The sequence below is a fragment of the Algoriphagus sp. genome, assembly GCF_030694375.1.
Taxonomy (GTDB): domain Bacteria; phylum Bacteroidota; class Bacteroidia; order Cytophagales; family Cyclobacteriaceae; genus Algoriphagus.
Genome location: NZ_JAUXYL010000046.1, coordinates 259,107 through 282,702, shown reverse-complemented (window position 1 = coordinate 282,702; position 23,596 = coordinate 259,107). Strand labels below are relative to the sequence as shown.

Sequence of the window (23,596 nt, the reverse complement as noted above, 5' to 3'; positions counted from 1 at the left end):
CGAATATGATCTCTCTATTCCGAAAAATCCGCCAATCACTCCTCCAACAGCAAAAAATAACTCAATATCTCGCCTATGCAATCGGCGAGATTTTTTTGGTCGTGATTGGGATTTTGATCGCACTTCAGATCAATACCTGGAATGAGCTTCGCAAAACACGGGTTTACGAACTGAAAATGCTTAAAGAGCTTAAATCAACTTTGGAAAAAGACAGAAGGTATTTTTCTTCACAGATTCCCCGATTAACCACCAAGCAAAATGCATCAAATCGGCTGTTGTTTATGGTAGAGAACAAAGAAGAAAATCCCGACACCCTGAATAAATATTTTTCCAACTTACGATTTGACATCCTTTTTCAGTATAATTCCGGTGCCTATGGATCGATCAAATCAGGTGGAATTGATAAAATTTCCGACGATTCGATCCGGTCCAAAATGGCCGACATCTATGAATTTTGGATCCCCAGAAGTGAAAAGATTTTTGAGGGGCTAAGTGACTCAGACGCCATCGAAAAAGAACTTGTAGAGGCACTCACCGAAAGAGTCATCGTCAAATTGGGGAACGGCGAAAAATCCATTCAAAACAGAATAGCTGATCCCAAAGTGATTTACGATGACAGATTTTTACAGTTAATCCAACTGCACAAAAGAAACACAGCTGTCACAAAAACCCGATTAGAAAGCCTTTTCCCCCCAATGGATAACCTTCTTGAACTACTTGATGCAGAGCTTACTAATTCGAAGAAGTAGTTTCACCATTCATTGTCCCTTGAGCACGGCTGCTCTTTGAATCAAAATCTCTTTAAAAATGTCCGAATACGATCTATTTGGAATGACTTGAGTCTTAATAGTTGCATAAAACCAAAGATTCCCAGTAGATTAATTGCCCAAATAAAATCATATGAGAAAAATCACCCATCCTGCATTGCTGCTTGCCCTTGGGGCTTCGGTAAGTTTTGCAGCATTGATTCCAAGAAATAGCAGCTCAATATTCCCAATGGAAATAGCAGCTGGAATCCCCGCCGACAGCGTCAAAAAAGACAGCTTGGAGTATCCAAAATTCAAAGAACTTCCTCTAAAGCCTGAGCGCGAAGTCAAATTTACCACCAAGGAAGGGACATGGATAAGTATAGATGTGAGTCCTGACGGTAAAACGATCGCTTTTGATCTCATGGGAGACATCTACACTATTCCTATGGAAGGCGGCAAAGCGTCGCCGATCACCACAGGAATAGCTTATGAGACTCATCCGAGATTTTCTCCTGATGGAGAAAAAATCCTATTCACATCAGACCGTGCCGGTAATGATAATCTTTGGTATATCGACCTAATCAAAAAAGACACCGTGCAAATCACAAAAGATAAAACCGGTGACGTCCCCAGTGCACATTGGACCCCGGACGGTGAATACATCGTCGTATCCAAAGGCCGAAGAATTTCCAAACTTTGGATGTACCACAAAAATGGCGGAGGAGGAATCCAGTTGAATGAGAATCCGGCGACAATGAAAACCATTGATCCGTTTGTGAGCCCTGATGGAAAGAAAGTCTATTTTTCTCATCGAACAGGCGCATGGAATTACAATGCCACATTGCCTCAATATCAAATCGGGACTTACGATTTCGACAAAGGTGAAATTACCAGCATCACCTCACGGTACGGATCAGCTTTCACCCCCACACTCAGCAAGGACGGAAATTGGATGGCGTATGGTTCCCGTTGGGAAGATAAAACAGGATTGGTTTTACGCAATCTGAAAACTGGCGATGAAAAGTGGCTGGCCTATCCTGTGCAGCGGGATGAGCAAGAATCCATCGCCCCACAGGGAGTTCTGCCGGCAATGGCCTTCACCCCGGACAGCAAATTCCTGATTGCGTCATACGGTGGGAAAATCTGGAAGCTTGCCATTGACGGTAGCCCTGCCCAAGAGATTCCTTTCGAAGCAGACGTCAAATTGGCCATGGGGCCAAGACTCTATTTCAACTACGAAATCAAAGATACAACAGCCAAACTTGCCACTCAAATCCGGGATGCCGTCCCTTCTCCCGATGGGAAAAAACTGGCTTTCACTGCCTTGAACAGATTGTACGTCATGAATTACCCGGACGGAAACCCAACCCGGGTGACTTCAAACGAATTCACCGAAGCGATGCCGACTTGGAGTCCGGATGGCTCGCAGCTGGTATTCACCACTTGGGATGAAAAGCAAGGAGGACATCTTTATAAGGCATCCTTTACTCCCAAAGGTGGAGTGACTAAACTGACAACTGAATCAGCATTATACATGGGCCCTGTATGGGGACCAAAAAATAAAATCGTCGTCTTCAAAGGCTCCAATCGCCTGCTTCAGGAAGCCGAAGGCCCCGGCGTCAGCGGAGCTGAGGCAGAATTGGTCTGGATACCTGCAGCGGGGGGGCCGTCGCGAAAAATCATGAATGCCGGAAACCGAGGCAATGTACACTTCACCCAGGACACTTCGCGGATTTTCTTAAATGGGCCCGGCGGAGCATTACTCAGTGTGAAATGGGACGGGACTGACGAGAAAGTCTATGCCAGAATCACTGGAATCACGCCTTTCGGTTCTGCTGCCGATCCTCATGATGATCACGAGCATGCCAGCTTGGAAGAAATTTCCTCTGTAAAATATATCATGGGTGTACCTGTTTCGACAGCAGATGCGGTAAACTATTGCATGCTGCCGGAAGGATCCAATGCCCGCGAACCTCAGATGACACCTGCGAGTGCAAGTACTATTTTGATGGCTCCAACCGGAAACAAGGCTTTGGCCAAAGTCAACAACAACATTTATGTAGTCACCATCCCGACTGTCGGCAAAGTTCCAAGCATCAATGTGGGAGATCCGGCTTCAAGCAATTTCCCTTCAAGACAACTGACCGAAATCGGCGGGGAATTTCCTGCCTGGGAAGCCAATGGCAAAAAAGTACATTGGTCTCTTGGCAATGGACACTGGGTATATGATGTCGGTCGCGCGGAATTTGTTGAAGATTCTGTGAAAGCTGCCAAAAAGGTTAAAATACTGGCTGATGCAGACAGCGTTTCAACGCTGAAAGCGAAAGGTCCTGATGCTCTGAAACTGGCTGACTCTTTGGCAAAAGCTGAAAAAGAACGAATCAAAGAACTTTTCAAAACCGATAAAGAAAAGGCCAAAGCAGACAGTATCCACAAGGCTCAACTGAAGGAAAAAGAATCCTACAAACCCGATGAGCATCAAGTCAAAGTTTATTTTGCGAAGGACACTCCGAGCGGAAGCATACTTTTGAAAAATGCCAGAATCGTGACCATGAAAGGATCGGAAGTCCTCGAAAATGGGGACATTTTGATTGAAAATAATCGAATAAAAGCGGTAGGAGCCACTGGAACTCTGGATGCCGGAAACGCAAAAGTCATCGATGCTACCGGCAAAACCATCTCTCCGGGCTTCATCGATACCCACGCGCACATGTGGCCTACTTGGAACCTCCACAAAAACTCGGTGTGGATCTATGCTGCCAATTTAGCTTATGGAGTGACCACCACCCGTGACCCTCAGACTGCTACTACAGACGTATTGACTTATGGCGACATGGTGGAAGCAGGGATGGTTCCCGGCCCTAGAGTATATTCCACAGGCCCTGGTGTGGGCTACTGGATGTATAACCTCAAGTCCTTGGATCAGGCAAAAAGTGTCCTGAAGCAATACAGCAAATATTACAACACCCAGTACATCAAAATGTACCTAGTGGGTAATCGTCAGCACCGTCAGTGGGTAATCATGGCTGCCAAGGAACAGAAGCTGATGCCGACTACCGAAGGTGGATTGGATTACAAACTCAACATGACGCAGCTATTTGACGGGTACCCCGGTCATGAGCATTCTATTCCTGTGTATCCACTTTATTCTGATGTGACCCGAACGATTGCCGAAAGCAAAATGGCATACACGCCAACTTTGCTGGTTTCCTACGGTGGACCTTGGGCCGAAAACTTCTATTATACTACAGAAAGCCCACTGCACGATCCGAAACTGAATCGCTTTACTCCTTTCAATGAAATAAACTCCAAGGCAAGAAGAAGAGTCGGTGGTCTCGGGGGTTGGTTTGCTCCGGAAGATCATGTTTTCGAAAAGCACGCCAGAGGTGTCAATTCAATTGTTAAACAAGGTGGCTTGGCGGGAATTGGATCACACGGTCAGCTGCAAGGCTTAGGGTATCATTGGGAACTTTGGTCTGTAGCCAGCGGTAACATGAGTAATCTCGATGCGATGCGAGTCGCAACCATTCTAGGAGCAGAATCGCTTGGGCTGGACAAGGAGTTGGGAAGTATCGAGGCAGGAAAGTTGGCCGACTTGGTGATCATGGATAAAAATCCGCTGGAAAACATCCGAAACACCAATACTATCACGCATGTTGTGAAAAACGGTCGGGTGTACGATGGAAATACCTTAGATGAAATCCTACCAACACCTAGGAAATTGGATGTGAGCTCCTGGACGAAAGAGGCACCGAAAGTGACAACCTCGATCAAGGAATAATCAATAATTTTCAAAATTGATAACCTCCACTTTATCGGTGGGGGTTATTTTTTTGCCTCTCCAATTTTTTGTTAATTCCTGTCAAAAAATCAGGAAGGAAAACCTGGGGAGAAGTTTTTTGAATCACTCTGGCGAATTGAGAATCAAGGAATTGATATCTATGAATTTAGCCTTAGAGAACATAGTGTGAAAATTGAACAAAAATCCTTTGTTTCCATAGGGTTGGTACATGTTGATGATCAAAAGAAATTTGGAATAATTACGATACCGGTATCAATTTCATTAGGAAATCACTTCGTCCGACTATCAAGTTTGGGCGCATGGACAAAAGCGAAAGGCAATCCTGCTATTCAAGTGATCCTTAAAGAAATGTAAGATTCAATTCAAAACCTGCAAATTTATGAGAAGACTGAGTTTGAAGATTACTAACCTTCGGATCTGGATCGAGATTTTTAAGCTGAAATGCTATCTGGCAAACTCTTGTTGAATCAAAGAGTTGCAGGTTTTATAATTCAATATTATCAAAACTTGCAAAATTTTCAGGTTTTGATAATTTAAGTGTATCTTAAAGGTATGAAGTTTTACACACCTCGTGAAGAATACACCCGCAAATTATTGGCTTACAAGGATCAAGACCTAATAAAAGTGGTCAGTGGATTACGCAGAAGTGGCAAAAGTACCTTATTTGAACTCTATCGCAGGACGCTTTTGGAAATGGGTGTGTCAGCCAACCAAATAGTTTTCTTAAACTTTGAAGATTTCGAATTACGTAAATTTATTGATGACTTGGATGGGTTATATGCGCACATAGTCATGCAACTAGATTTGACCATTCCCGGCTATGTTTTTTTAGACGAAGTGCAAAATGTAAAGGAATTTGAACGGTTAGTGGACGGTTTGTTTGTAAAAGAAAACATAGATGTTTACATCACAGGCTCAAATGCCTTTTTGTTGTCAGGTGAACTGGCAACGCTTTTAAGTGGACGCTACATCGAAATAGCCATTTTACCATTTTCATTCCAAGAATACTTAACCGCTCGCCACATTGATACCTCAAGCAAATACCTTAATTACGAAGCTTTGTTTTTTGACTATGTCAATGAAACATCTCTTCCGAAAGGGGTTGAATTACGGGAAGGGGGTTATGACAAGCTATACGAATATTTGGAAGCCATTTTAACCACTATAATTGAAAAAGACATCACACAACGGCATCAAATTAATGATAAGCGGGCTTTTGGCAACATCGTCAAATTTGTCGCTTCCAACATTGGCAATTCGCTTTCGCCCAGCAATATTTCCAAATCACTCAAGCAAGATGGACAAAGTACCCATCACTCCACAGTAGAAAAATATTTAGAATATTTAGAGGCAAGTTTTGTATTTTACAAGGTAAATCGCTTTGATCTAAAGGGTAAAAAGCAATTGGCGACCCAAGAGAAGTATTATCTAGTAGATGTTGGACTGCTTAATGTGTTGGTAGGTAAAGACCGGACGACCGACCGAGGACATATCTTGGAGAACGTGGTTTATCTTGAACTTCTGCGTAGAGGATATAAGATTTGGACAGGCATGACGCGCAATTCGGAAGTCGATTTTGTTTGCAAAAATGCCACAGGGGACCTAGAATATTATCAAGTGTCTTGGCAAATGGAAAATGAAAAAACTGTAGACCGTGAGTTTGGGGCTTTGGAAAAGATCGGCGACAATTATCCAAAGTATTTGTTGACTACAGATTCCTTTCCCCAAAGCCGAGGTGGAATAAAGCACTTGAATGTTTTTAATTGGATGCTGGAAGGAAATAAAGGAAGGAATAGGCTCGACCCAAAGATGTGATTTTGTTCATTAGTTTATAAGCCTATATCCTTTTTTGGATTTCTTTAGCTCAACCAACGATAGATATCAGCAGCAATCGGGATCCTTGGTCATCGGATTTTTTAATCAGAAAAAAAGAGACTTTAAATTAAAAAATTGAATAGAAAGAAATAGAAGATAACTAATCTTCGGATCTGAATTGGGATTACTGACTATACTATAGCTTCTCGAAGTGTTGAATAAAAGATATATAAGCCAGAAGCGCTCTGTGCGTCCAGCCTTCAGTTCAAAACAAAAATCGCCGTATTCAATGCCGTAGCAAAGGTCACCCAAAGCAGATACGGCACCATCAGCCCTGAAGCCAGTGGACTAACTTTACGGAACTGAAGGATACAAAGGACAATCGCTACCCAAAGCGGAATTATGACCAACAGACCAAAAAGTGGGGATTGCATTCCAAAAAAAGCCGGAGACCAAAGTGCGTTGAGAATCAATTGTACCGCGTAAAGCTTCAGAATTGGTTTTTTCAGAGGATGATCGCTTTTCCAAATCAGGTAGCAGGCGACTCCCATCAGCACATAAAGCAGTGTCCATACGGGTCCAAATAGCCAGCTTGGCGGATTCCAACTGGGCTTAATGAGCGTCGGAAACCACGTTTGTACCGAAGTAAAAGTGAAAAAAGCTCCCAAGCCTCCGGCTATTTGAGGTAGGGCTATACTAATCAGAAATTTGAGGTAGTTTGGCATATTCAGATAGTTTCGAGCAAAGTCCGAAAAGCTATTGCCTTATCCTTGTAGCGCGATTGCGTCTTAGTCCGAAGTCCGGGTGCATGCTTACTTTCATACTCCATCATCAATTTTAGACTTTCGGTAAAAAACTGAATACAATAATTGGTGGATCCGTCATCCGTATCATGAATTAGCCTGAAAAACTTATGCTCATGAAAAATCCCGGTTTCCATCACTTCGGGAATATGGGTGCTTTTCATCCATAAAATAAAGTCCTGCTCGATGTCCGGGCTTACGTTTATAGTAATATTGTAGAGGATCATAATCAGTGAATGGGGTTTTATTTACTTTTGTGGCTAACAATTGCGAGACTGTAAAGTTAGGAATCCAAATACGAACTGCCGCCTACTCAATCAAATATGCACAAATATGTCCCTTCCCGTGGGGAGCCTCGGATTACCAAACTACTGATAGCCAAGATAATAATCGTTGCGCTTCATTTGGTAGGGATTATTGGTCTCAGCCTACCTGAATATCAGGATTTGTTTTTGAAACTGACTCCTGCACAGTTATTAACCTCCTTGATTTTGATTCTAGCTTTTCATAAAGGCTGGACCGACGCATTTCCGATCTTTGCAGCAGCTGCTTTTTGGATAGGCTTTGGATCCGAGATAATAGGCATCCATACAGGATATCTCTATGGAGACTATGTCTATGGCCACACTTTAGGCACAAAACTTTGGGATGTCCCCATAATTATCGGTGTCAATTGGTTTATTCTGAGTTATTTAACCGGCTCCCTTTTTCACAAAATTCCCAATGATTATTATGCTGCTTTTTTTGCTGCAAGTGCAATGACTGCATTGGATTACATCATTGAGCCGGTTGCTGTAGCCCTTGATTTTTGGGTTTGGAAGTTTGACGTTATTCCAACAACCAATTATTTGGGCTGGTTAGGCGTTTCCTTTCTTATTCAACTGATTTATCGGAAAGCAAATTTTGAAAAATCCAATCCAATTAGCGTTTTTCTATTGATGGCTTTGATTATTTTCTTTGCGATTTTAAACCTTACCTTGGAGGTTTAACCAAATTTAATTCAGAATAATTACCAATTCTCCTAACATATAACACAGATTTGAATTAAAATTTAACAAAACCATTTAAATCAAGTTGTTTCGGTAATGATTACAGCAATAGGATTTATAGCATTAGGATTTGCTGCCATGGAATTTTCTGGTTGGTTTATTCACAAATACCTGATGCATGGCCCACTTTGGATGATCCACAAAACGCATCATCAGCCTTCGAAAAGTTTTTTCGAGCTCAATGATTTGTTTTCTCTTTTATTCGGAAGCATTGCTTTGATACTAATAGTTCTGGGAGCGGAGCTACTTGACTACCGCTTTTGGATAGGTATGGGAATCAGCCTTTATGGTGTGTTGTATTTCGTGTTGCACGATGTATTAGTTCATCGTAGATTAAAATGGTTTGATCGACCAAGAAACACATTCCTAAAGGGAATTTTTAAAGCACATCAGGCGCATCACCGAACTAACCAAAAGGAAGATGCAGTCTCTTTTGGTTTGTTTGTAGTACCCAAAAAATTCTTTAAAAACGAAGAAAATTGAGCACATATTCGATAAAAGATCTGGAACAGTTGTCGGGGATCAAGGCCCACACCCTTCGTATTTGGGAACAACGCTACAATCTGCTTAGCCCTAAGCGGACAGACACCAACATTCGTTTTTATGATGATGATGACCTCAAACTTATTCTCAATGTCGCTTTACTTAATGACAATGGTTATAAAATAAGCAAAATCGCATCCATGGACATGGATGAATTGAGGCGGGAGGTAATGAAGCTTACGGACAGGACCCTCACCCACGACGACCAAATCCATGCCTTAACTATCTGTATGATAGAAATGGATGAGGACCGATTTGACAAGGTGCTCTCTACCAATATCCTGAAACTGGGGTTTGAGCAGACCATGATGAATATCATTTATCCTTTCATGTCCAAAATTGGCGTACTGTGGCAGACAGGAGCAATCAACCCAGCTCATGAGCATTTTATCTCAAATCTTGTACGCCAAAAGTTAATTGTGGCCATTGATGGACAAGTGGCCAATGGTGAAGGCAAAAAATTTCTTTTGTTTCTACCAGAAGGTGAACTTCATGAAATCTCCCTCTTATTTGCCTCCTATTTGATCAAGAGCAAAGGAAACAAGGTGATTTACCTGGGCCAGAATACTCCCAATGAAGATTTAATGGCAGTATATAAAATCCATCAGCCAGACTTCATGATGACGGTAATCACGACATCTCCCTCATCTGAACATGCCCAAGATTACCTGCACTCCCTTTCTGCCCGCTTTCCCAAAACTCAACTTTTGGTCACGGGTTATCAGGTCATCGGTCACGACCTTGTTATGCCTGTCAATGTGAAACTGATGAATTACATTCGAGATATCAAAGATTTCCTGGACGAAATGAATCTGATCTCTGAAGTAAAATAGTTTAACAAAAATATCATTCGATTAAACAAAGGCGTTTTTACCAAAAAACGCCTTTTTTCATTCTCAGAACCTTTTTTGAGGCGAATTCGCTTTGATGTTTAATTTTTGTTGAATCTTTTTGAAAAATAATTCAACATTGTGCTTGTTTTTTGTTTAATCATTACTAGATTTGATTCAACAAAAACAAACAGCCATGACGACTCTAGAATTTAGCTACTCACTTAACAAGCTTTCAAGTTCGTTAAAGCCTTTTGCCATGAAATTGACAAGAGACGTTGACGATGCAAATGACCTTTTGCAGGATACTATGGTGAAAGCATTTACCAACAAGGATAAGTTTACAGAAGGAACCAACCTGAAAGCATGGTTGTATACGATCATGAAAAACACCTTCATCACCAACTATCAGCGAATGGTGAGAAGGGGGACTTTTGTTGACACTACAGATAATCTACATTACATCAATTCCAGTGATTCTTTGATTGAAAATGGTGTCTTCGGAAATTTCACCATGGATGACATTAATGAAGCCATTGACAAACTTGATGATGTTTATAAAACTCCATTTATGATGCATTTCCGCGGATTTAAGTATCATGAAATCGCAGAGAAGCTTCAAATACCGATTGGAACTGTAAAAAATAGGATTCATATTGCCCGTAAACTGCTCAAGGAAGACTTGATCGTTTACAAGCATAAAAATTGATCCGATGAGTAAAAAACAGGTAGTGGTTATTGGCTCCGGTTTTGCCGGACTCTCAGCCGCCACACATCTTGCAAATAGTACCGGTTGTTTAGTCACCCTTCTTGAAAAAAACGATTCCCCGGGCGGTCGAGCCAGAAAGTTCGAACACCAGGGGTTTGTTTTTGATATGGGTCCCAGTTGGTATTGGATGCCTGATGTGTTCGAAAATTATTTTGCACATTTTGGAAAAAAACCATCAGATTATTACGATTTGGTGAGGCTTGATCCATCCTACACAGTAATTTATGGTGAGAATGACCTACTGGATATTCCTGCTGATCTGAAGGAATTCAAAAAAATACTGGACGAGATCGAACCCGGGGCGGGAGCGCAGTTGGATAAATTTTTGGCTCAGGCAAAATACAAATACCAAGTCGGAATCCATGATTTGGTAAATCGACCAAGTCGGTCTCTTCTCGAATTTGCCTCACCGGGCTTGCTGGTCGATATGATCCGGATGGATATTTTCCAATCCATGTCAAAGCACGTGCGGAAATTCTTTTCCCATGATAAAATCATTCGTCTGATGGAATTCCCAGTGCTTTTTTTGGGAGAAACAGCCGAAAATATCCCAGCACTTTACAGCCTGATGAACTACGCAGACATTGCATTGGGAACTTGGTATCCCAAAAAAGGGATGCACGAAATCATCAAAGGCATGGTAGCCTTAGCAGAAGAAAAAGGAGTAAAAATTCGCTATTCTGCTGAAGTAGACCAAATTGAGATCGAGAACGGACTTGCCAAAAGCGTCCGTTTGAAATCCGGGGAAAAAATCCTTGCTGATGTAGTAGTAGCAGGTGCTGATTACCACCATGTAGACAAGCATTTGCTCGACCCTGCTTACAGTAACTATTCCGAGGAATATTGGGATAAACGAGTCATGGCTCCCTCAAGCTTACTGTTTTATCTTGGAGTAAATAAACGATTGAAGAACCTTAGACATCACAATCTTTTCTTTGACGAACCGCTGGGCCCACATGCAGATGCGATTTACAAAAATCCAAGATGGCCTGACAAACCTTTGTTTTACGCTTCAGTACCTTCAATTACTGACCCAACAGTAGCTCCAGAGGGTATGGAAAATATGTTCTTGCTGATTCCACTTGCTCCAGATCTCGAAGATTCGGAAGAGATGCGGGAAAAATACTACCACATCATCATGGATAGACTTGAAAAAATCACAGGGCAGGAAGTACGCAGTCATGTAATATACAAGCGCTCCTATGCACACAGCGATTTCAAGTCGGATTACCATGCCTTTAAAGGCAATGCTTACGGACTGGCTAACACTTTACTTCAAACTGCGATCTTAAAACCCAGTCTGAAAAATAAAAAAGTAAGCAATCTGTACTACACCGGACAGCTGACGGTACCGGGCCCCGGTGTCCCCCCATCATTGATTTCCGGGGGAGTTGTGGCGAGAGAAGTGATGAAAGAAAACAATTTGTAGACAAAAAGGTATATTAAAGCAATGGATGCAATTGCGCTATATGACCAAACAACGCTAGAGTGTAGCCGTCTGATTACCCAGCGGTACAGCACTAGTTTTACGCTAGGAATTAAGACCCTGGACAGAAAGTTACACCTGCCTATTTACGCCATATATGGCTTTGTGAGGTATGCTGATGAAATCGTGGACACTTTTCATAATCAGGACAAACAAGCACTTCTGGAGCGATTTAAGAAAGATACCTATGAATCGATTAAAGCGGGCATCTCACTCAACCCTGTACTGCATGCATTCCAGTTAATCGTCAACAAATATAAAATCGACCTGGACCTGATCGAGGCATTTCTCCACAGTATGGAAATGGATCTTGATTTCAAATCCTACAACGATTCCAAATACCACGAATACATCTATGGTTCGGCCGAGGTGGTCGGATTGATGTGTCTCAAGGTTTTCTGTGAAGGAGATGTAGCCATGTATGAAAAACTGAAAGAACCGGCCTGTAAGCTCGGCGCTGCTTTTCAGAAAGTGAATTTCCTGCGTGACATAAAAAGTGATTTTGAAGAGCGGGGAAGAGTTTATTTCCCGGGTGTTGATTTTAACCAATTTAATCAGTCTGTAAAAAAGCGCATTGAAGATGATATCCAAAAGGACTTCAATGATTCCTTGATTGGAATAGAGCAGTTGCCGAAAAGCGCCAAATTGGGCGTGAAAGTCGCCTACCTCTACTACCAAAAACTATTTGATAAAATTAAAGGCCTCCCGGCAGAAACAATTACTCAAACTCGAATCCGAATTCCCAACTCCCAGAAAATATCGCTCTTGGTAGGCACCTATTTCGAATCCAAACTCGGCCTCACGTGATGGAAAAGTATATTTATCTTGGTGTAAACCTTTTTGCGATATCTTATCCACTCGCTCGATCTTTCGAACACCGGGTTAAATTCTCCTCTCATTGGTATGCGCTTTTTCCGGCTATTCTGATCACTGGAGCAGTTTTTCTGAGTTGGGATTATTGGTTTACGCAAATGGGCGTTTGGGAATTCAATCCCAGATACCTTTTAGGAATCTATTTCTTTGACCTTCCACTGGAGGAATGGCTTTTTTTCATCACAGTACCATTTGCCTGTGTCTTTATATATGAAGTTTTGATTTATTTTTTTCCAAAAGACTATTTCCAACCATTCGCCAAACCTTTTGTCTACGTCGTGATTCCCTTCCTCATTGGCTTGGGTCTCTTTCATCTGGATAAATGGTACACCTCAGTCAATTTCTTGGTAGGCGCCGCAGCACTTTTAGTGCATTTTATGATTTTCAATGATAAATACTTGGGCAGATTTATGTTCGCTTACCTCGTTCATTTGATTCCTTTGATGCTTTGTAATGGAATATTGACAGGAGGGCTGACCGAAGAGCCTATTGTGATTTATAATAATGCAGAGAATCTGGGAATCAGGATCTGGACCGTACCAATCGAGGACACGATCTATTCCATGACGCTCTTTCTTGTGAATATCAGTATCTTCGAAAGTATTCGAAGCAAAAAAAACAATCCGGGTCCAAAGTAGTTTTAATGCTTATGAAAAATCTTCAGGTTCAAATTGACAATCATTCCGGCTTCTGTTTTGGGGTGGTTTACGCCATAGAGATGGCCGAAGAGATTCTTGAAGAGCAGGGGTACCTTTTTTGTCTTGGTGATATTGTCCATAATGATGAGGAAGTCAACCGACTGACCAGAAAAGGCCTAAAGATCATTGATCATGAGGAGCTCTATGGACTGAAAGATGAAAAAGTACTTATCCGTGCGCATGGAGAGCCCCCTTCTACCTACGAATTGGCCATAAAAAATAACCTGACTCTGATCGATGCAAGCTGCCCGGTGGTACTGAAGCTGCAAAATCGAATTAAAAATTCTTTTGACAAGGACGAAACGATCTACATCTACGGTAAACATGGTCATGCAGAAGTGATCGGCCTACTGGGACAAACCAACAATAAGGCAGTAGTCTTTCAGGATATTTCAGAATTGGACATCTCAAGTCTGCCAAAAAGCATCACGCTGTATAGTCAGACGACCAAAAGCACCGATAAATTCTACGAAATCAATGAAATCCTAAGACAAAACGGCATCACTGTCAACACCAATGATACGATCTGCCGCCAAGTGTCAAACCGGGACAAAGAACTTCGGGATTTTGCCGAAAAGTTTGACAAGATTATATTTGTCAGTGGAACCAAATCTTCGAACGGAAAGGTTCTTTACAATGTCTGCAAGGATAAAAATCAAAATACTTATTTTGTTTCCAACGCTGAACAGATTGAGAGTGATTGGTTCAATCCCAACGAAACTGTAGGGATCTGTGGGGCGACCTCCACACCCATGTGGCTGATGGAGCAGGTAAGGGAAAGGATTCTCACCTTTTGATTAAACACAACAAGCCATGAATACGGCCATCACTTCCAAAGGCTTGGATCCAAAAGGTCTTTTGATCGGCTGGGGAATAATCTTTTTATGGGCCATATCACTGGTTTTTCTGCTTTCTATTGAAATCAACTGGAAAAATCCGCTGGTATACCTTGGGATATTGGTTCAAATGCACCTTTACACCGGGCTTTTTATTACCGCACATGATGCAATGCATGGGATTGTTTCTTCCAATAAAAATTGGAACAGACTAACCGGATGGATTGCGGCCTTGCTCTTTTCTTACAATTTCTATTGGAGACTATTCCCAAAACATCACGAACATCATCGGTTTGTAGCTACCGAAAAAGATCCGGACTATCATGCTTCAGGCAATTTCTTGGTTTGGTATTTTAGTTTTATCAGACAATACATCACCATTTGGCAGTTTCTCCTTATGGCTGTTACATTCAACATATTGAAGCTTTTTATTCCAACAGAAAACCTAATCGTGTTCTGGATGGTCCCCGCAATCCTTTCTACCCTTCAGTTATTCTACTTTGGAACCTACCTGCCCCACATGGGTGAAAGTACAAACAGGCACCACTCAAACTCCCAATCAAAAAATCATGTTTGGGCATTTATTACCTGCTATTTTTTCGGATATCATTTCGAACACCACGACTCCCCCGGTACCCCTTGGTGGAGACTATGGAGAGTAAAAGAGCAACAAACGGCGTAATTCCGTTGATTTTTGTCAAATTTTCAAGGAGAAACAAACTTTCTGAGTGATTTTTAATTGTACTTCTAAGCCAGCTTTCAAATGACTTTCAGACTGATTTTACTAGTTCTTTTTATTATCCCATTTCAGGTTTTTTCACAGGGAACCATCAAAGGTAAAGTCTTCAATCCTGTCAATAATCAACCCGTTGCTTTTGCCAATGTATTGATTTTAAATACTGACTTAGGTGCAATCACCGATGAAAATGGACTTTATGAAATCAAAGCAGTGCCTCCTGGACTTTACAATGTGCGTGCAAGTTTCGTGGGATACAAAACCTCCACAGCTTTCGAAGTCCAAATTACCCTGGCTAGAGCAGTTCAGTTGGATTTTGAACTGGCCGAGTCGGCATCTGATCTTAGCGAGGTAGTCATTACCAGTGATTTTACCCGATCAGAGGAAACTCCACTTTCGGTAAGAAAACTCAACACCAATGAAATCGAACGCTATCCGGGAGGTAATCGGGATATCTCACGAGTAATCCAAGCTTTCCCTGGGGTCGCGAGTACTCCAAGTTTCCGAAATGATATCCTGATCCGAGGAGGAGCACCAAACGAGAATAAATTCTATGTAGATGAGATCGAAGTACCGGTCATCAATCACTTCTCTACACAAGGCTCCTCAGGCGGTCCGGTAGGAATTCTAAATGTAAACCTGATCAAAAACCTGGATCTCATCGCAGGAGGATTCCCTGCAAACCGGATGGACGCACTGAGTTCTTTCTTCGAAATCCAACTCAAAGACGGTCGGCGGGATAAAATGGCAACCCAAGTAACCGTGGGAGCTTCGGAGTTGACACTTTCTAATGAAGGCCCTATTTCTGAAAAAACCACCTACTCCCTTTCAGCTAGAAGATCCTACCTGCAGGGATTATTCAGGCTTTTGGGCTTACCCTTTCTCCCGACCTTCAATGACTTTCAGCTCAAGACCACAACAAAACTGAACGACAAAACCGAATTGACTTTCATCGGACTGGGTGCGATTGACAATTTTGAGTTGAACCAAGATATTCCTGACAAAGAAACGGAGGAGGACCGCGAAAACCGTCTTTACTTACTGGATGTGCTACCTATCCAAACTCAATGGAATTATGTCACTGGACTTAAATTGAAACGTTTCCGTGCGAATGGCTTTTGGACTTTTGTGCTCAGCCGGAACATGCTAAACAATCAGTCCATCAAATTTGCCGGAAACGACAACAGCTCGGTGGCAAACCTTCTTTTTGACTACAGCTCTCAGGAGTCTGAAAATAAATTCCGGGCTGAAAACAGCATCTTTGGAAAGGGCTACACGATCAAATACGGGATGAATTATCAATATTCCCGCTATTTCATCCGTAATTTCGACAGGGCTACACTTGCAAGTTCGGGCGGAGTGATTGATATAGAGTCCACCTCCTTCTTCAGTCAATACGGAATCTTTATTTCAGGAAGTAAAAACTTCTATCAAGATCGCCTTCTGTTGACTGGAGGGGTTCGAATGGATGGGGCGGACTTTTCGGAGACGGCCGCTAATCCCTTCAACCAAATCAGCCCAAGAATTTCCGCTTCTTATCAACTCAGACCCAATTTATTTGCAACAGCAAACGCAGGCATATATTACCAAAAGCCCGCCTATACCGTGCTGGGATTTAGAAACGATGAAGGAGAATTGGAAAATCGAGAAAATGATGTTCGGTTCATCCGAAATTCACAACTCATCGCCGGAATTGAATTTCTTGTTCCCGAAAAAAACCGAAGGTTTACTGCCGAAGCGTTTTATAAAAAATATAGCTATTATCCGACTTCGATCCGAAATGGAATCGCTCTTGCCAATTTAGGCGCCGATTTTGGGGTAATTGGAAACGAGCCTGTAGTTTCCGATGCAGAAGGAAGGGCGTATGGATTGGAGTTTCTGGCGCAACAGCGCCTCTTCAAAGACTTCTACGGAATCGCTGCACTGACTCTGGTCAGAAGTGAGTTTACCAATCCAAATACCACTGGATTTGTACCATCCTCATGGGACAATAAGTTTATTGTGAGTTTGACAGCGGGGAAGAGATTTGGCAAAAATTGGGAAATTGGGACTAGATGGAGATTTCTTGGCGGAACACCCTACACCCCATTTAACCCGGAGGAATCCAGCCTGATCAGCAATTGGGATTTGAGAAACTCGGGAATCTTAGATTTCAATCAAATCAATGCCATCCGACTGGATCCTTTCCATCAGTTAGATCTTAGGATCGACAAAAAATACTTCTTCAAGCGATGGAATCTCAACTGGTACGTGGACATCCAAAATCTCTATAATTTCCAAGCGGAGCAGGTTCCCCTCCTGATTCCTGTCAGAGCCAGTAATGGAAGTATCTTGGTAGATCCCAATGATCCTTCACGCTATCAATTGAAATTACTGTCCAACACCGCAGGTACTATTTTACCAACTGTTGGGATAATCATTGAATTTTAAGTCAAAGTTCCGAGTTCAGCCAGCAATTTGACAATTCGGTTAGCTTTCGCCTCCTCAGAATTTGCCGTGTAGATATACTCGATCCATTGCTTTTGAGCTGCATCACTGAGGTTTCTGAAAATCGGGAGTTTACCGGGGTCATCTTCGAGACAGGCTATTAATTCGTCTGGAATGGTGGTGGGTATTTCATCCCGAAAGAGTTTGAAGAGGACTTTATCTCCTTCTTCTTTTCCTATGGCTTGTCGGATTGGCTTGGCAATCGGCATAAATAAAAATCCATCTCCCATAGGCATGAGGTGCTTTCCTTCAAATTCAAATCCATCGATTGACCCACAGACTTTCAGCATTCCAAAAGCCTTTCCCGAGGGTAAAATTGAAATCGGTATTCGAATCAAAGTCCAGCCTCCCTTACCGGGAAATCTTTCCAGAAAAAACTCTCCTTCGATGATTTGTTCCATAAAAAAGCCGTCTGTGTCAGACGGCGAGAGCTATAGATTTATAAACTTTACTTCAATCTCCAACGGACATTTAATCCAAAACCGGCTCTAAACTCGGTCACCTCCACTAAGAACAGATAGGGCCTGAAATCCAATCCTATGGTAATCGGAACTTCAGAAAATGCATATTCGGCTCCAACCTCTGCGGCTGCTCCGAGTCTAAAATTCTCAGAGAGATAAACGGAAGGTCCAAAACCGGCATACCATTGGAAATCCGTATCCGGAATATCAGCATAGATCGGGTTCCAAAGTGCGTCAATTCCCAGACCATTTCCTCCGAAACTGACGTCAGCGTGAATCCTGCTAAATTCACCGAGAGCAAATACTCCGTCAATAGCGACGTTGTTACCATAAAAATCTCCAAATCGAAGACCGATTTCCTGAGCATGAGACTTCACTGAAGCCAAAAGAGAAATGCCCAAAACAAGAGCGAATAGTTTGATTTTTTTCATGTTGATTTTAAAAGTTTGGTGGAAAATTAGCGAAAATTGAGCCAAATTTTCAGACAAAACCACATCAAAAGCTTGTTCATTGAATTTCAGAGCCTATTCTCAACACTTCCCTGATCAGCAAATCCATGTCGCCCATTTGCGTCCGCTGATTTACATTGGCGATCCGCAAAGTGTATTTCCCGTTTAGAATGGTAGAACTCGGCGAGGCAATTCCCTCTTCCTGAAGCCGAAGTAAAATCTCCCGATTTAGCTCCCTTAGCTGATTTTCAGTATAACCCAGTTTGATCATTCGAAAACAGGTAATGCTCATGGAAACAGGTGCCATCAGTTCCAAATCTGGACTCTTGTTCACCAAATCTGCCAGATATTCTGCCTGCCGATTGTTTTGGGCAATCATCTGTGCATATTTCTCTCGGCCATGTTCTTTAAGCGACATCCAGATCTTAAGCGCTTTGAATCCCCGTGATAGCTCAAATCCATGATTGTTGATTGAATCCAAGCCCCCTGAAAGACCCCTACTTTCCTGAATCAAATAATTCGGCGTGAGCGCAAAGGAGTCCCGATGTTTTTTGGCATCGCGGATCAGCGTACACCCGACTTCATAAGGCACATAGAGCCACTTGTGGAGGTCAAACGCCAAACTATCGGCCTCCTCGATAGCTTTGAGTCGATCAGCATATTTTGGATCAAGCTTGGCCAGGGCACCATAAGCTCCGTCAACATGAAACCAGAGCCCATATTTTTTTGAAACAGCCAAAAGTTCATCCATCGGATCAATCGCTCCGGTATTTACCGTGCCTGATGTGCCGACAATGCAGAAAGGCAGCAGCCCTGCTTCGATATCTCTCTGAATTTGAAATTCCAGCTCATCTGCTTTCATTTCATAGTGGCCGTTTACGCCGATCTTGCGTACGGAATCAGTTCCCAAACCAATAATCTCGGCGGCCTTTTGTATGCAGGAATGTGTCTCTGTAGAGCAATATAAAACCAACTGCGCCGATGCAGCTTTTAGACCTCTCTGGCGGATTTTTTCATCCCGAAAAGAATTTCTGGCGACGGTCAATGCTGTGATATTCGCCATCGAACCGCCACTGACCAGAATTCCTGAGGCATCAGCAGGAAAGTTCATCAACTCTTTGCACCAATTGACAACTTGACGATCCACGTACATGGCTGAATGCTCGCCAATCGCCACGTTGGGATTCATACCGGAAGCCAGCAAATCCGCCAAGACACCAAGTGGTGTACCCGTTCCCTGAATCCATGCAAAAAAGCGCGGATGGACATTCCCTTTGTTATAAGGGAAAATATTTTGCTTGAACTCTTGGTACACTTCCTCGGGATTTTGGCCTTTCTCGGGAATCGGCTGATCCAAAAACTCCTTCACTTCCTGAGGAATTGGCTTCCAGATTTTTTCATTTCGAATATTTTCCCAGTAGTCAAAGAGATCATCGATCATCCGATGCCCAAGTTGGCGCATGGCGTCCCAGTTCTCCGGGTCGAGTGTAAGGTTTTCTTTGGTGGTATCTGTTTTCATTTTTCTAATTTTGTCCTCCCTTAATCGGCCGAAGTCTTATGCTATAAATATCACCAAGTCCCGCTTTAGGAATATCCTGAGCTGTAATTCTCAATGTCTGCGGACCCGCATTTAGCGTGATGTTGCCAAGTGGCATGAGTTCCCATGTTTGTTCAGGTGCTTCTTTTCGCTGGACTCGGTCCGGACTTGGGATGGTTTTAGAAATAAAGGGTTCTGAGAGTGTCCAGGATAATAAATTTGAGCCATTAGCCAAACGAAACTTTGCGCCTATTTGATACTCGTTAGCGGCAAATTCCACCCAAACTTGAAATTCTCCAGAGTCTAAGACATTCAATTTCCAATAAATACTATCACTATCATTCTTCCAATTGGTCAACCAATCTTGGGCCCAACCGTGCCCTTCAAAAAATCTAATCTCACCATTGAACCTCGCTTCATAAGCAGCCAGAAAGATCTCTGGACTTTGTTTGGAAACAGGAATCGGTCGATCTTCCAGATTCTGAGGAGCCACTTTTTGCCACCAGGCCTGGTATTCTTCAGAGAGCTTTTCAGTTATTCCAGGAGATTGTAAAGCCAGATTTTCTGTCTGATCGGGATCATTTTTTAAATCATATAATTCAACACCCGAGGGCAAAAAGGCCAGAAGCATTGAATCTTTGCGGATAGCACCGGGAAAAGGGCCCAATTCGCTTTGTGGAAAGGCAACATGGGAAAAAATCGGTCTGGACACTTGCTGTGTTTCGCCATTCAGAACTGTTGCCAAACTGATCCCATCAATTCCTCGTCGCCCATTTGATTTTAATGAAAGTAGTTCCGCCAAGGTGGGCAAAACATCAATGTGAGCTGCAGGAGTACTGATAAGCCTAGGATCAATTTTGCTCGGCCATCGCCAAAATGAAGGAACTCGTACTCCTCCTTCATGAACAGAGCCTTTGATTCCTTTCATTTGAGCATTGAATCGATTGCCATTTGGACCATTGTCTGTCAGAAATATTACTAAAGTATTTTCCTCCAAACCAAGTGTTTCTAGCTTTTCCAATATTCGTCCTATGTTGTGATCTAAATTGCTGATCATACCATACACAGCGGCCAATTCATCATCAAGACCAGCTGCTTTGTATGGGTTAAAATATTCGTCAGGAACTTGGTGCGGGCTGTGAGGCGTATTGAAGGCGAGATATGCGAAAAACGGCTGGTCTTGATTTTCCTCGATAAAAGCCAAGGTTTCATCTGTCAGTACATCAGGTAAATAGCCAGGAAAAGTTTGGCTTTTTCCATTTTTCTCCAATTCTGTATCAAAGTAATTAGACCAGTGACCGGCAAGAAATCCTGTAAATTCATCAAAACCTTGCGCCAAAGGATGGTGCGGATAGTGCTGCCCATTATGCCATTTTCCAAAGAGGCCAGTGCGATAGCCATTGTCCTGGAAAAGCTCACCCAAGGTATACTCTTCGGCATCCATAGTCTCCAGTCCATTGGATACAGAAATCGTACCGGTACTTAAGTGATACCTTCCTGTAAGTAAGCTGGCCCGCGTAGGTGCGCAAAGCGGACTGACATAGAATCGGTTAAATTGTGCTGACTCTAATGCAAATTGATCCAAAACCGGAGTTTTAATAGCTGTGTTTCCATGCACACCCAAATCCCCATACCCTTGATCATCCGTCAGTATTAGAATCACATTTGGTTTTCTTCGAATTGGTTTTTCCTGACAGGAAAAAATTAGTGCTATTAAAAGAAAATGTGCAAAAACCCTGACCATTAGCTAAGCTTTTATTTTTTGAAAATAAAATATACTGCCAAAATCAGGAATATTGCTCCAATCAGGTGATTAAGCTTTAGTGTTTCGTTTTTGAAGGCGATCAGGCTAAAGATCATAAAAATGACCAGCGTGATGACTTCCTGCAGCACTTTGAGCTGGACAAGCGAAAAAGGACCTCCATTTCCTGCAAAGCCAATTTTATTGGCAGGAACCTGAAAAATGTATTCAAATAGCGCAATCCCCCAACTAATCAGAATGATGGACACCAATCCAAGTTTGTTAAACCATTTCCACTCGGCAAATTTCAGGTGACCATACCAAGCCAAAGTCATAAAGGTGTTGGAAAGGACAAGAAGACCAATGGTGAGGAGCGCTTTCATAGACGAAGATTTTAACTTTCGAATTTGCAAAAAAGCTAGACTTCCTCAAGTAAATATTAGGGTAGCTAATCTTAAAAAATCAACTGATACATCTCCTCCAACTTACTCACTTGGAGGATTTGTATCTTGAATTTCTTCAGGTCCAAACCTTTCACTGCATACTTGGACACCATGATTTTCTTGAAGCCTAATTTTTCTGCTTCAGCGATCCGGTTTTCAATACGTGACACCGCCCGAATCTCTCCTCCCAAACCCACTTCTCCTGCGAAGGAAATATGCTCCGAGACAGGAGTATCCTCATAACTGGAAATCAGCGAAGCACAAACCGCCAAATCCAAACCCGGGTCGTCCACTCGCAAACCTCCCGCGACATTCAAAAACACATCCTGCTGCCCAAGTTTCATACCTCCACGCTTTTCCAATACCGCCAGCAGCATATTTAGTCGCTTGGCATCATGACCGGTACTACTTCGCTGAGGTGTACCATAAGTCGCCGGACTGACCAAAGACTGAATTTCAATAAGTAAGGGCCGATTTCCTTCCATCATCGCTCCAATGGCGACACCATTGAGTACTTCCTCACGCTGCGTCAGCAAAATCTCTGAAGGATTGGCGACCGATCGAAGTCCCTCAGCTCGCATCTCGTAGATACCAAGTTCATGCGTGGATCCAAATCGGTTTTTTGATGTCCGCAGAATCCGATAAGTCAAATGCCGATCTCCTTCAAATTGCAAAACGGTGTCCACCATGTGTTCGAGGACTTTGGGCCCTGCAATCGAACCATCTTTCGTGATATGGCCAATCAAAAAAACCGGAGTGCCGGTTTCTTTGGCGAATTTCATCAGCTCAGCGGTGCATTCTCGAACCTGAGAAACCGAACCCGCGGCTGATTCTACAAATTGGCTGTTTAAAGTTTGGATGGAGTCAATGACCAACAAATCAGGTTTGAGTATTTCTATCTGCTGAAAAATCTGCTGTGTATTTGTTTCCGATAGTACATAGCAATCCGGATTTTTTGCCTCCATCCGATCTGCCCGCATCTTGATTTGGGCTTCACTTTCTTCTCCTGATACGTACAGAATTGTTCTTCCTTTCAGTATCAAAGCGATCTGAAGCATCAGCGTGGACTTTCCGATACCGGGTTCGCCCCCGATCAAGACCAATGATCCCGGGACAATTCCTCCACCCAACACCCGATCGAGCTCAGGATCTCCGGTGATCCAGCGGGCTTGGGCCTCGTAATTTACTTCGTGGATTTTCTTAGGCGCATTGGCCTTTTTGGTCCCGGCGCCTTGAGGTTTCCAACTTCCTTTTCCTGTTTCCTCCTTTTGGACAATTTCTTCTACGTAAGTATTCCATTCTCCACATGCAGGACAACGGCCGATCCATTTAGGGCTCTGCGCTCCGCAGTTTTGACAGAAAAAGGTGGTTTTTACTTTAGACAAGGTGATTTATGATTTATGAGTTACGAGTTACGAGGGTTTGAAGAGCTTCAAAGGAAGAAGATATTCGTGACACTTTTCGGCTCTTTCCATTTACAAAACAGTGT

General features: G+C 42.7%; 21 protein-coding genes. 13 read left to right on the top strand and 8 right to left on the bottom strand.

Annotated elements, in window-relative coordinates; all coding sequences use genetic code 11:
- The first annotated feature begins 5 nt into the window (after positions 1-5).
- The 3 genes from Q8M62_RS19960 (at position 6) to Q8M62_RS19950 (ending at position 6,366) form a co-directional block, all read left to right on the top strand.
- Positions 6-749 carry a DUF6090 family protein gene (locus tag Q8M62_RS19960; protein WP_304902618.1) on the top strand — a complete coding sequence of 248 codons (744 nt, stop codon included), beginning with the start codon at positions 6-8 and terminating at the stop codon, positions 747-749.
- A gap of 151 nt (positions 750-900) precedes the next feature.
- A complete protein-coding gene (locus Q8M62_RS19955; protein WP_304902617.1) occupies positions 901-4,530 on the top strand; it encodes an amidohydrolase family protein in 3,630 nt (1,209 codons plus the stop codon).
- Between the two features lie 573 nt (positions 4,531-5,103).
- A complete protein-coding gene (locus Q8M62_RS19950; protein ID WP_304902616.1) occupies positions 5,104-6,366 on the top strand; it encodes an ATP-binding protein in 1,263 nt (420 codons plus the stop codon).
- Positions 6,367-6,626: 260 nt separating this feature from the next.
- On the opposite strand, the gene Q8M62_RS19945 is transcribed toward Q8M62_RS19950, so the two are convergent.
- Both Q8M62_RS19945 and Q8M62_RS19940 read right to left on the bottom strand, forming a co-directional pair.
- Positions 6,627-7,091 carry a TspO/MBR family protein gene (locus Q8M62_RS19945; RefSeq protein WP_304902615.1) on the bottom strand — a complete coding sequence of 155 codons (465 nt, stop codon included), beginning with the start codon at positions 7,089-7,091 and terminating at the stop codon, positions 6,627-6,629.
- Between the two features lie 2 nt (positions 7,092-7,093).
- The gene (locus Q8M62_RS19940) at positions 7,094-7,396 is read right to left on the bottom strand and encodes a DUF4286 family protein (protein WP_092731324.1); all 303 of its coding nucleotides are present in this window, start codon (positions 7,394-7,396) and stop codon (positions 7,094-7,096) included.
- Positions 7,397-7,492: 96 nt separating this feature from the next.
- On the opposite strand from Q8M62_RS19940, the gene Q8M62_RS19935 reads away from it, so the two are divergent.
- The 10 genes from Q8M62_RS19935 to Q8M62_RS19890 all read left to right on the top strand — a co-directional run bounded on the left by Q8M62_RS19935 (position 7,493) and on the right by Q8M62_RS19890 (position 17,419).
- Positions 7,493-8,158, top strand: coding sequence for a carotenoid biosynthesis protein (locus tag Q8M62_RS19935; RefSeq protein ID WP_304902614.1), 666 nt, complete (start codon positions 7,493-7,495; stop codon positions 8,156-8,158).
- 96 nt (positions 8,159-8,254) lie between these two features.
- Positions 8,255-8,701, top strand: a complete 447-nt coding sequence (locus Q8M62_RS19930; protein ID WP_304902613.1) for a sterol desaturase family protein — start codon at positions 8,255-8,257, stop codon at positions 8,699-8,701.
- Entirely contained in the window at positions 8,698-9,594 is an 897-nt protein-coding gene (locus tag Q8M62_RS19925) for a MerR family transcriptional regulator (protein ID WP_304902612.1), read from the top strand. The genes Q8M62_RS19930 and Q8M62_RS19925 overlap by 4 nt, the downstream gene beginning before the upstream one ends.
- A 193-nt stretch (positions 9,595-9,787) precedes the next feature.
- The gene (locus Q8M62_RS19920) at positions 9,788-10,300 is read left to right on the top strand and encodes an RNA polymerase sigma factor (RefSeq protein WP_092731316.1); all 513 of its coding nucleotides are present in this window, start codon (positions 9,788-9,790) and stop codon (positions 10,298-10,300) included.
- A 4-nt stretch (positions 10,301-10,304) separates the two neighbouring features.
- Positions 10,305-11,789 (top strand): NAD(P)/FAD-dependent oxidoreductase, encoded by a 1,485-nt coding sequence (locus tag Q8M62_RS19915; protein ID WP_304902611.1) that lies wholly within the window; start codon positions 10,305-10,307, stop codon positions 11,787-11,789.
- A gap of 21 nt (positions 11,790-11,810) precedes the next feature.
- Positions 11,811-12,653 carry a phytoene/squalene synthase family protein gene (locus tag Q8M62_RS19910; protein WP_304902610.1) on the top strand — a complete coding sequence of 281 codons (843 nt, stop codon included), beginning with the start codon at positions 11,811-11,813 and terminating at the stop codon, positions 12,651-12,653.
- A complete protein-coding gene (locus tag Q8M62_RS19905) occupies positions 12,653-13,357 on the top strand; it encodes a lycopene cyclase domain-containing protein (protein WP_304902609.1) in 705 nt (234 codons plus the stop codon). Before Q8M62_RS19910 ends, Q8M62_RS19905 begins: the two co-directional genes overlap by 1 nt.
- Before the next feature lie 11 nt (positions 13,358-13,368).
- Positions 13,369-14,214, top strand: a complete 846-nt coding sequence (locus Q8M62_RS19900) for a 4-hydroxy-3-methylbut-2-enyl diphosphate reductase (RefSeq protein ID WP_304902608.1) — start codon at positions 13,369-13,371, stop codon at positions 14,212-14,214.
- A gap of 16 nt (positions 14,215-14,230) precedes the next feature.
- Entirely contained in the window at positions 14,231-14,935 is a 705-nt protein-coding gene (locus Q8M62_RS19895) for a fatty acid desaturase (protein ID WP_304902607.1), read from the top strand.
- A gap of 81 nt (positions 14,936-15,016) precedes the next feature.
- Positions 15,017-17,419, top strand: a complete 2,403-nt coding sequence (locus Q8M62_RS19890) for a TonB-dependent receptor (RefSeq protein WP_304902606.1) — start codon at positions 15,017-15,019, stop codon at positions 17,417-17,419.
- Here Q8M62_RS19890 and Q8M62_RS19885 read toward each other — a convergent pair.
- From Q8M62_RS19885 to radA, 6 genes are all read right to left on the bottom strand, one after another.
- The gene (locus Q8M62_RS19885) at positions 17,416-17,877 is read right to left on the bottom strand and encodes a DUF1905 domain-containing protein (protein ID WP_304902605.1); all 462 of its coding nucleotides are present in this window, start codon (positions 17,875-17,877) and stop codon (positions 17,416-17,418) included. The two genes, Q8M62_RS19890 and Q8M62_RS19885, sit on opposite strands and share 4 nt — an antisense overlap.
- Before the next feature lie 47 nt (positions 17,878-17,924).
- A complete protein-coding gene (locus tag Q8M62_RS19880; RefSeq protein ID WP_092731300.1) occupies positions 17,925-18,368 on the bottom strand; it encodes an outer membrane insertion C- signal in 444 nt (147 codons plus the stop codon).
- A 76-nt stretch (positions 18,369-18,444) separates the two neighbouring features.
- Entirely contained in the window at positions 18,445-19,905 is a 1,461-nt protein-coding gene (locus Q8M62_RS19875; protein WP_304902604.1) for an aminotransferase class V-fold PLP-dependent enzyme, read from the bottom strand.
- A 4-nt stretch (positions 19,906-19,909) separates the two neighbouring features.
- The gene (locus Q8M62_RS19870; protein ID WP_304902603.1) at positions 19,910-21,586 is read right to left on the bottom strand and encodes an arylsulfatase; all 1,677 of its coding nucleotides are present in this window, start codon (positions 21,584-21,586) and stop codon (positions 19,910-19,912) included.
- 92 nt (positions 21,587-21,678) lie between these two features.
- A complete protein-coding gene (locus Q8M62_RS19865) occupies positions 21,679-22,047 on the bottom strand; it encodes a DMT family protein (RefSeq protein ID WP_304902602.1) in 369 nt (122 codons plus the stop codon).
- Between the two features lie 71 nt (positions 22,048-22,118).
- The gene (gene radA / locus Q8M62_RS19860) at positions 22,119-23,492 is read right to left on the bottom strand and encodes a DNA repair protein RadA (RefSeq protein ID WP_304902601.1); all 1,374 of its coding nucleotides are present in this window, start codon (positions 23,490-23,492) and stop codon (positions 22,119-22,121) included.
- Between the last annotated feature and the right edge of the window lie 104 nt (positions 23,493-23,596).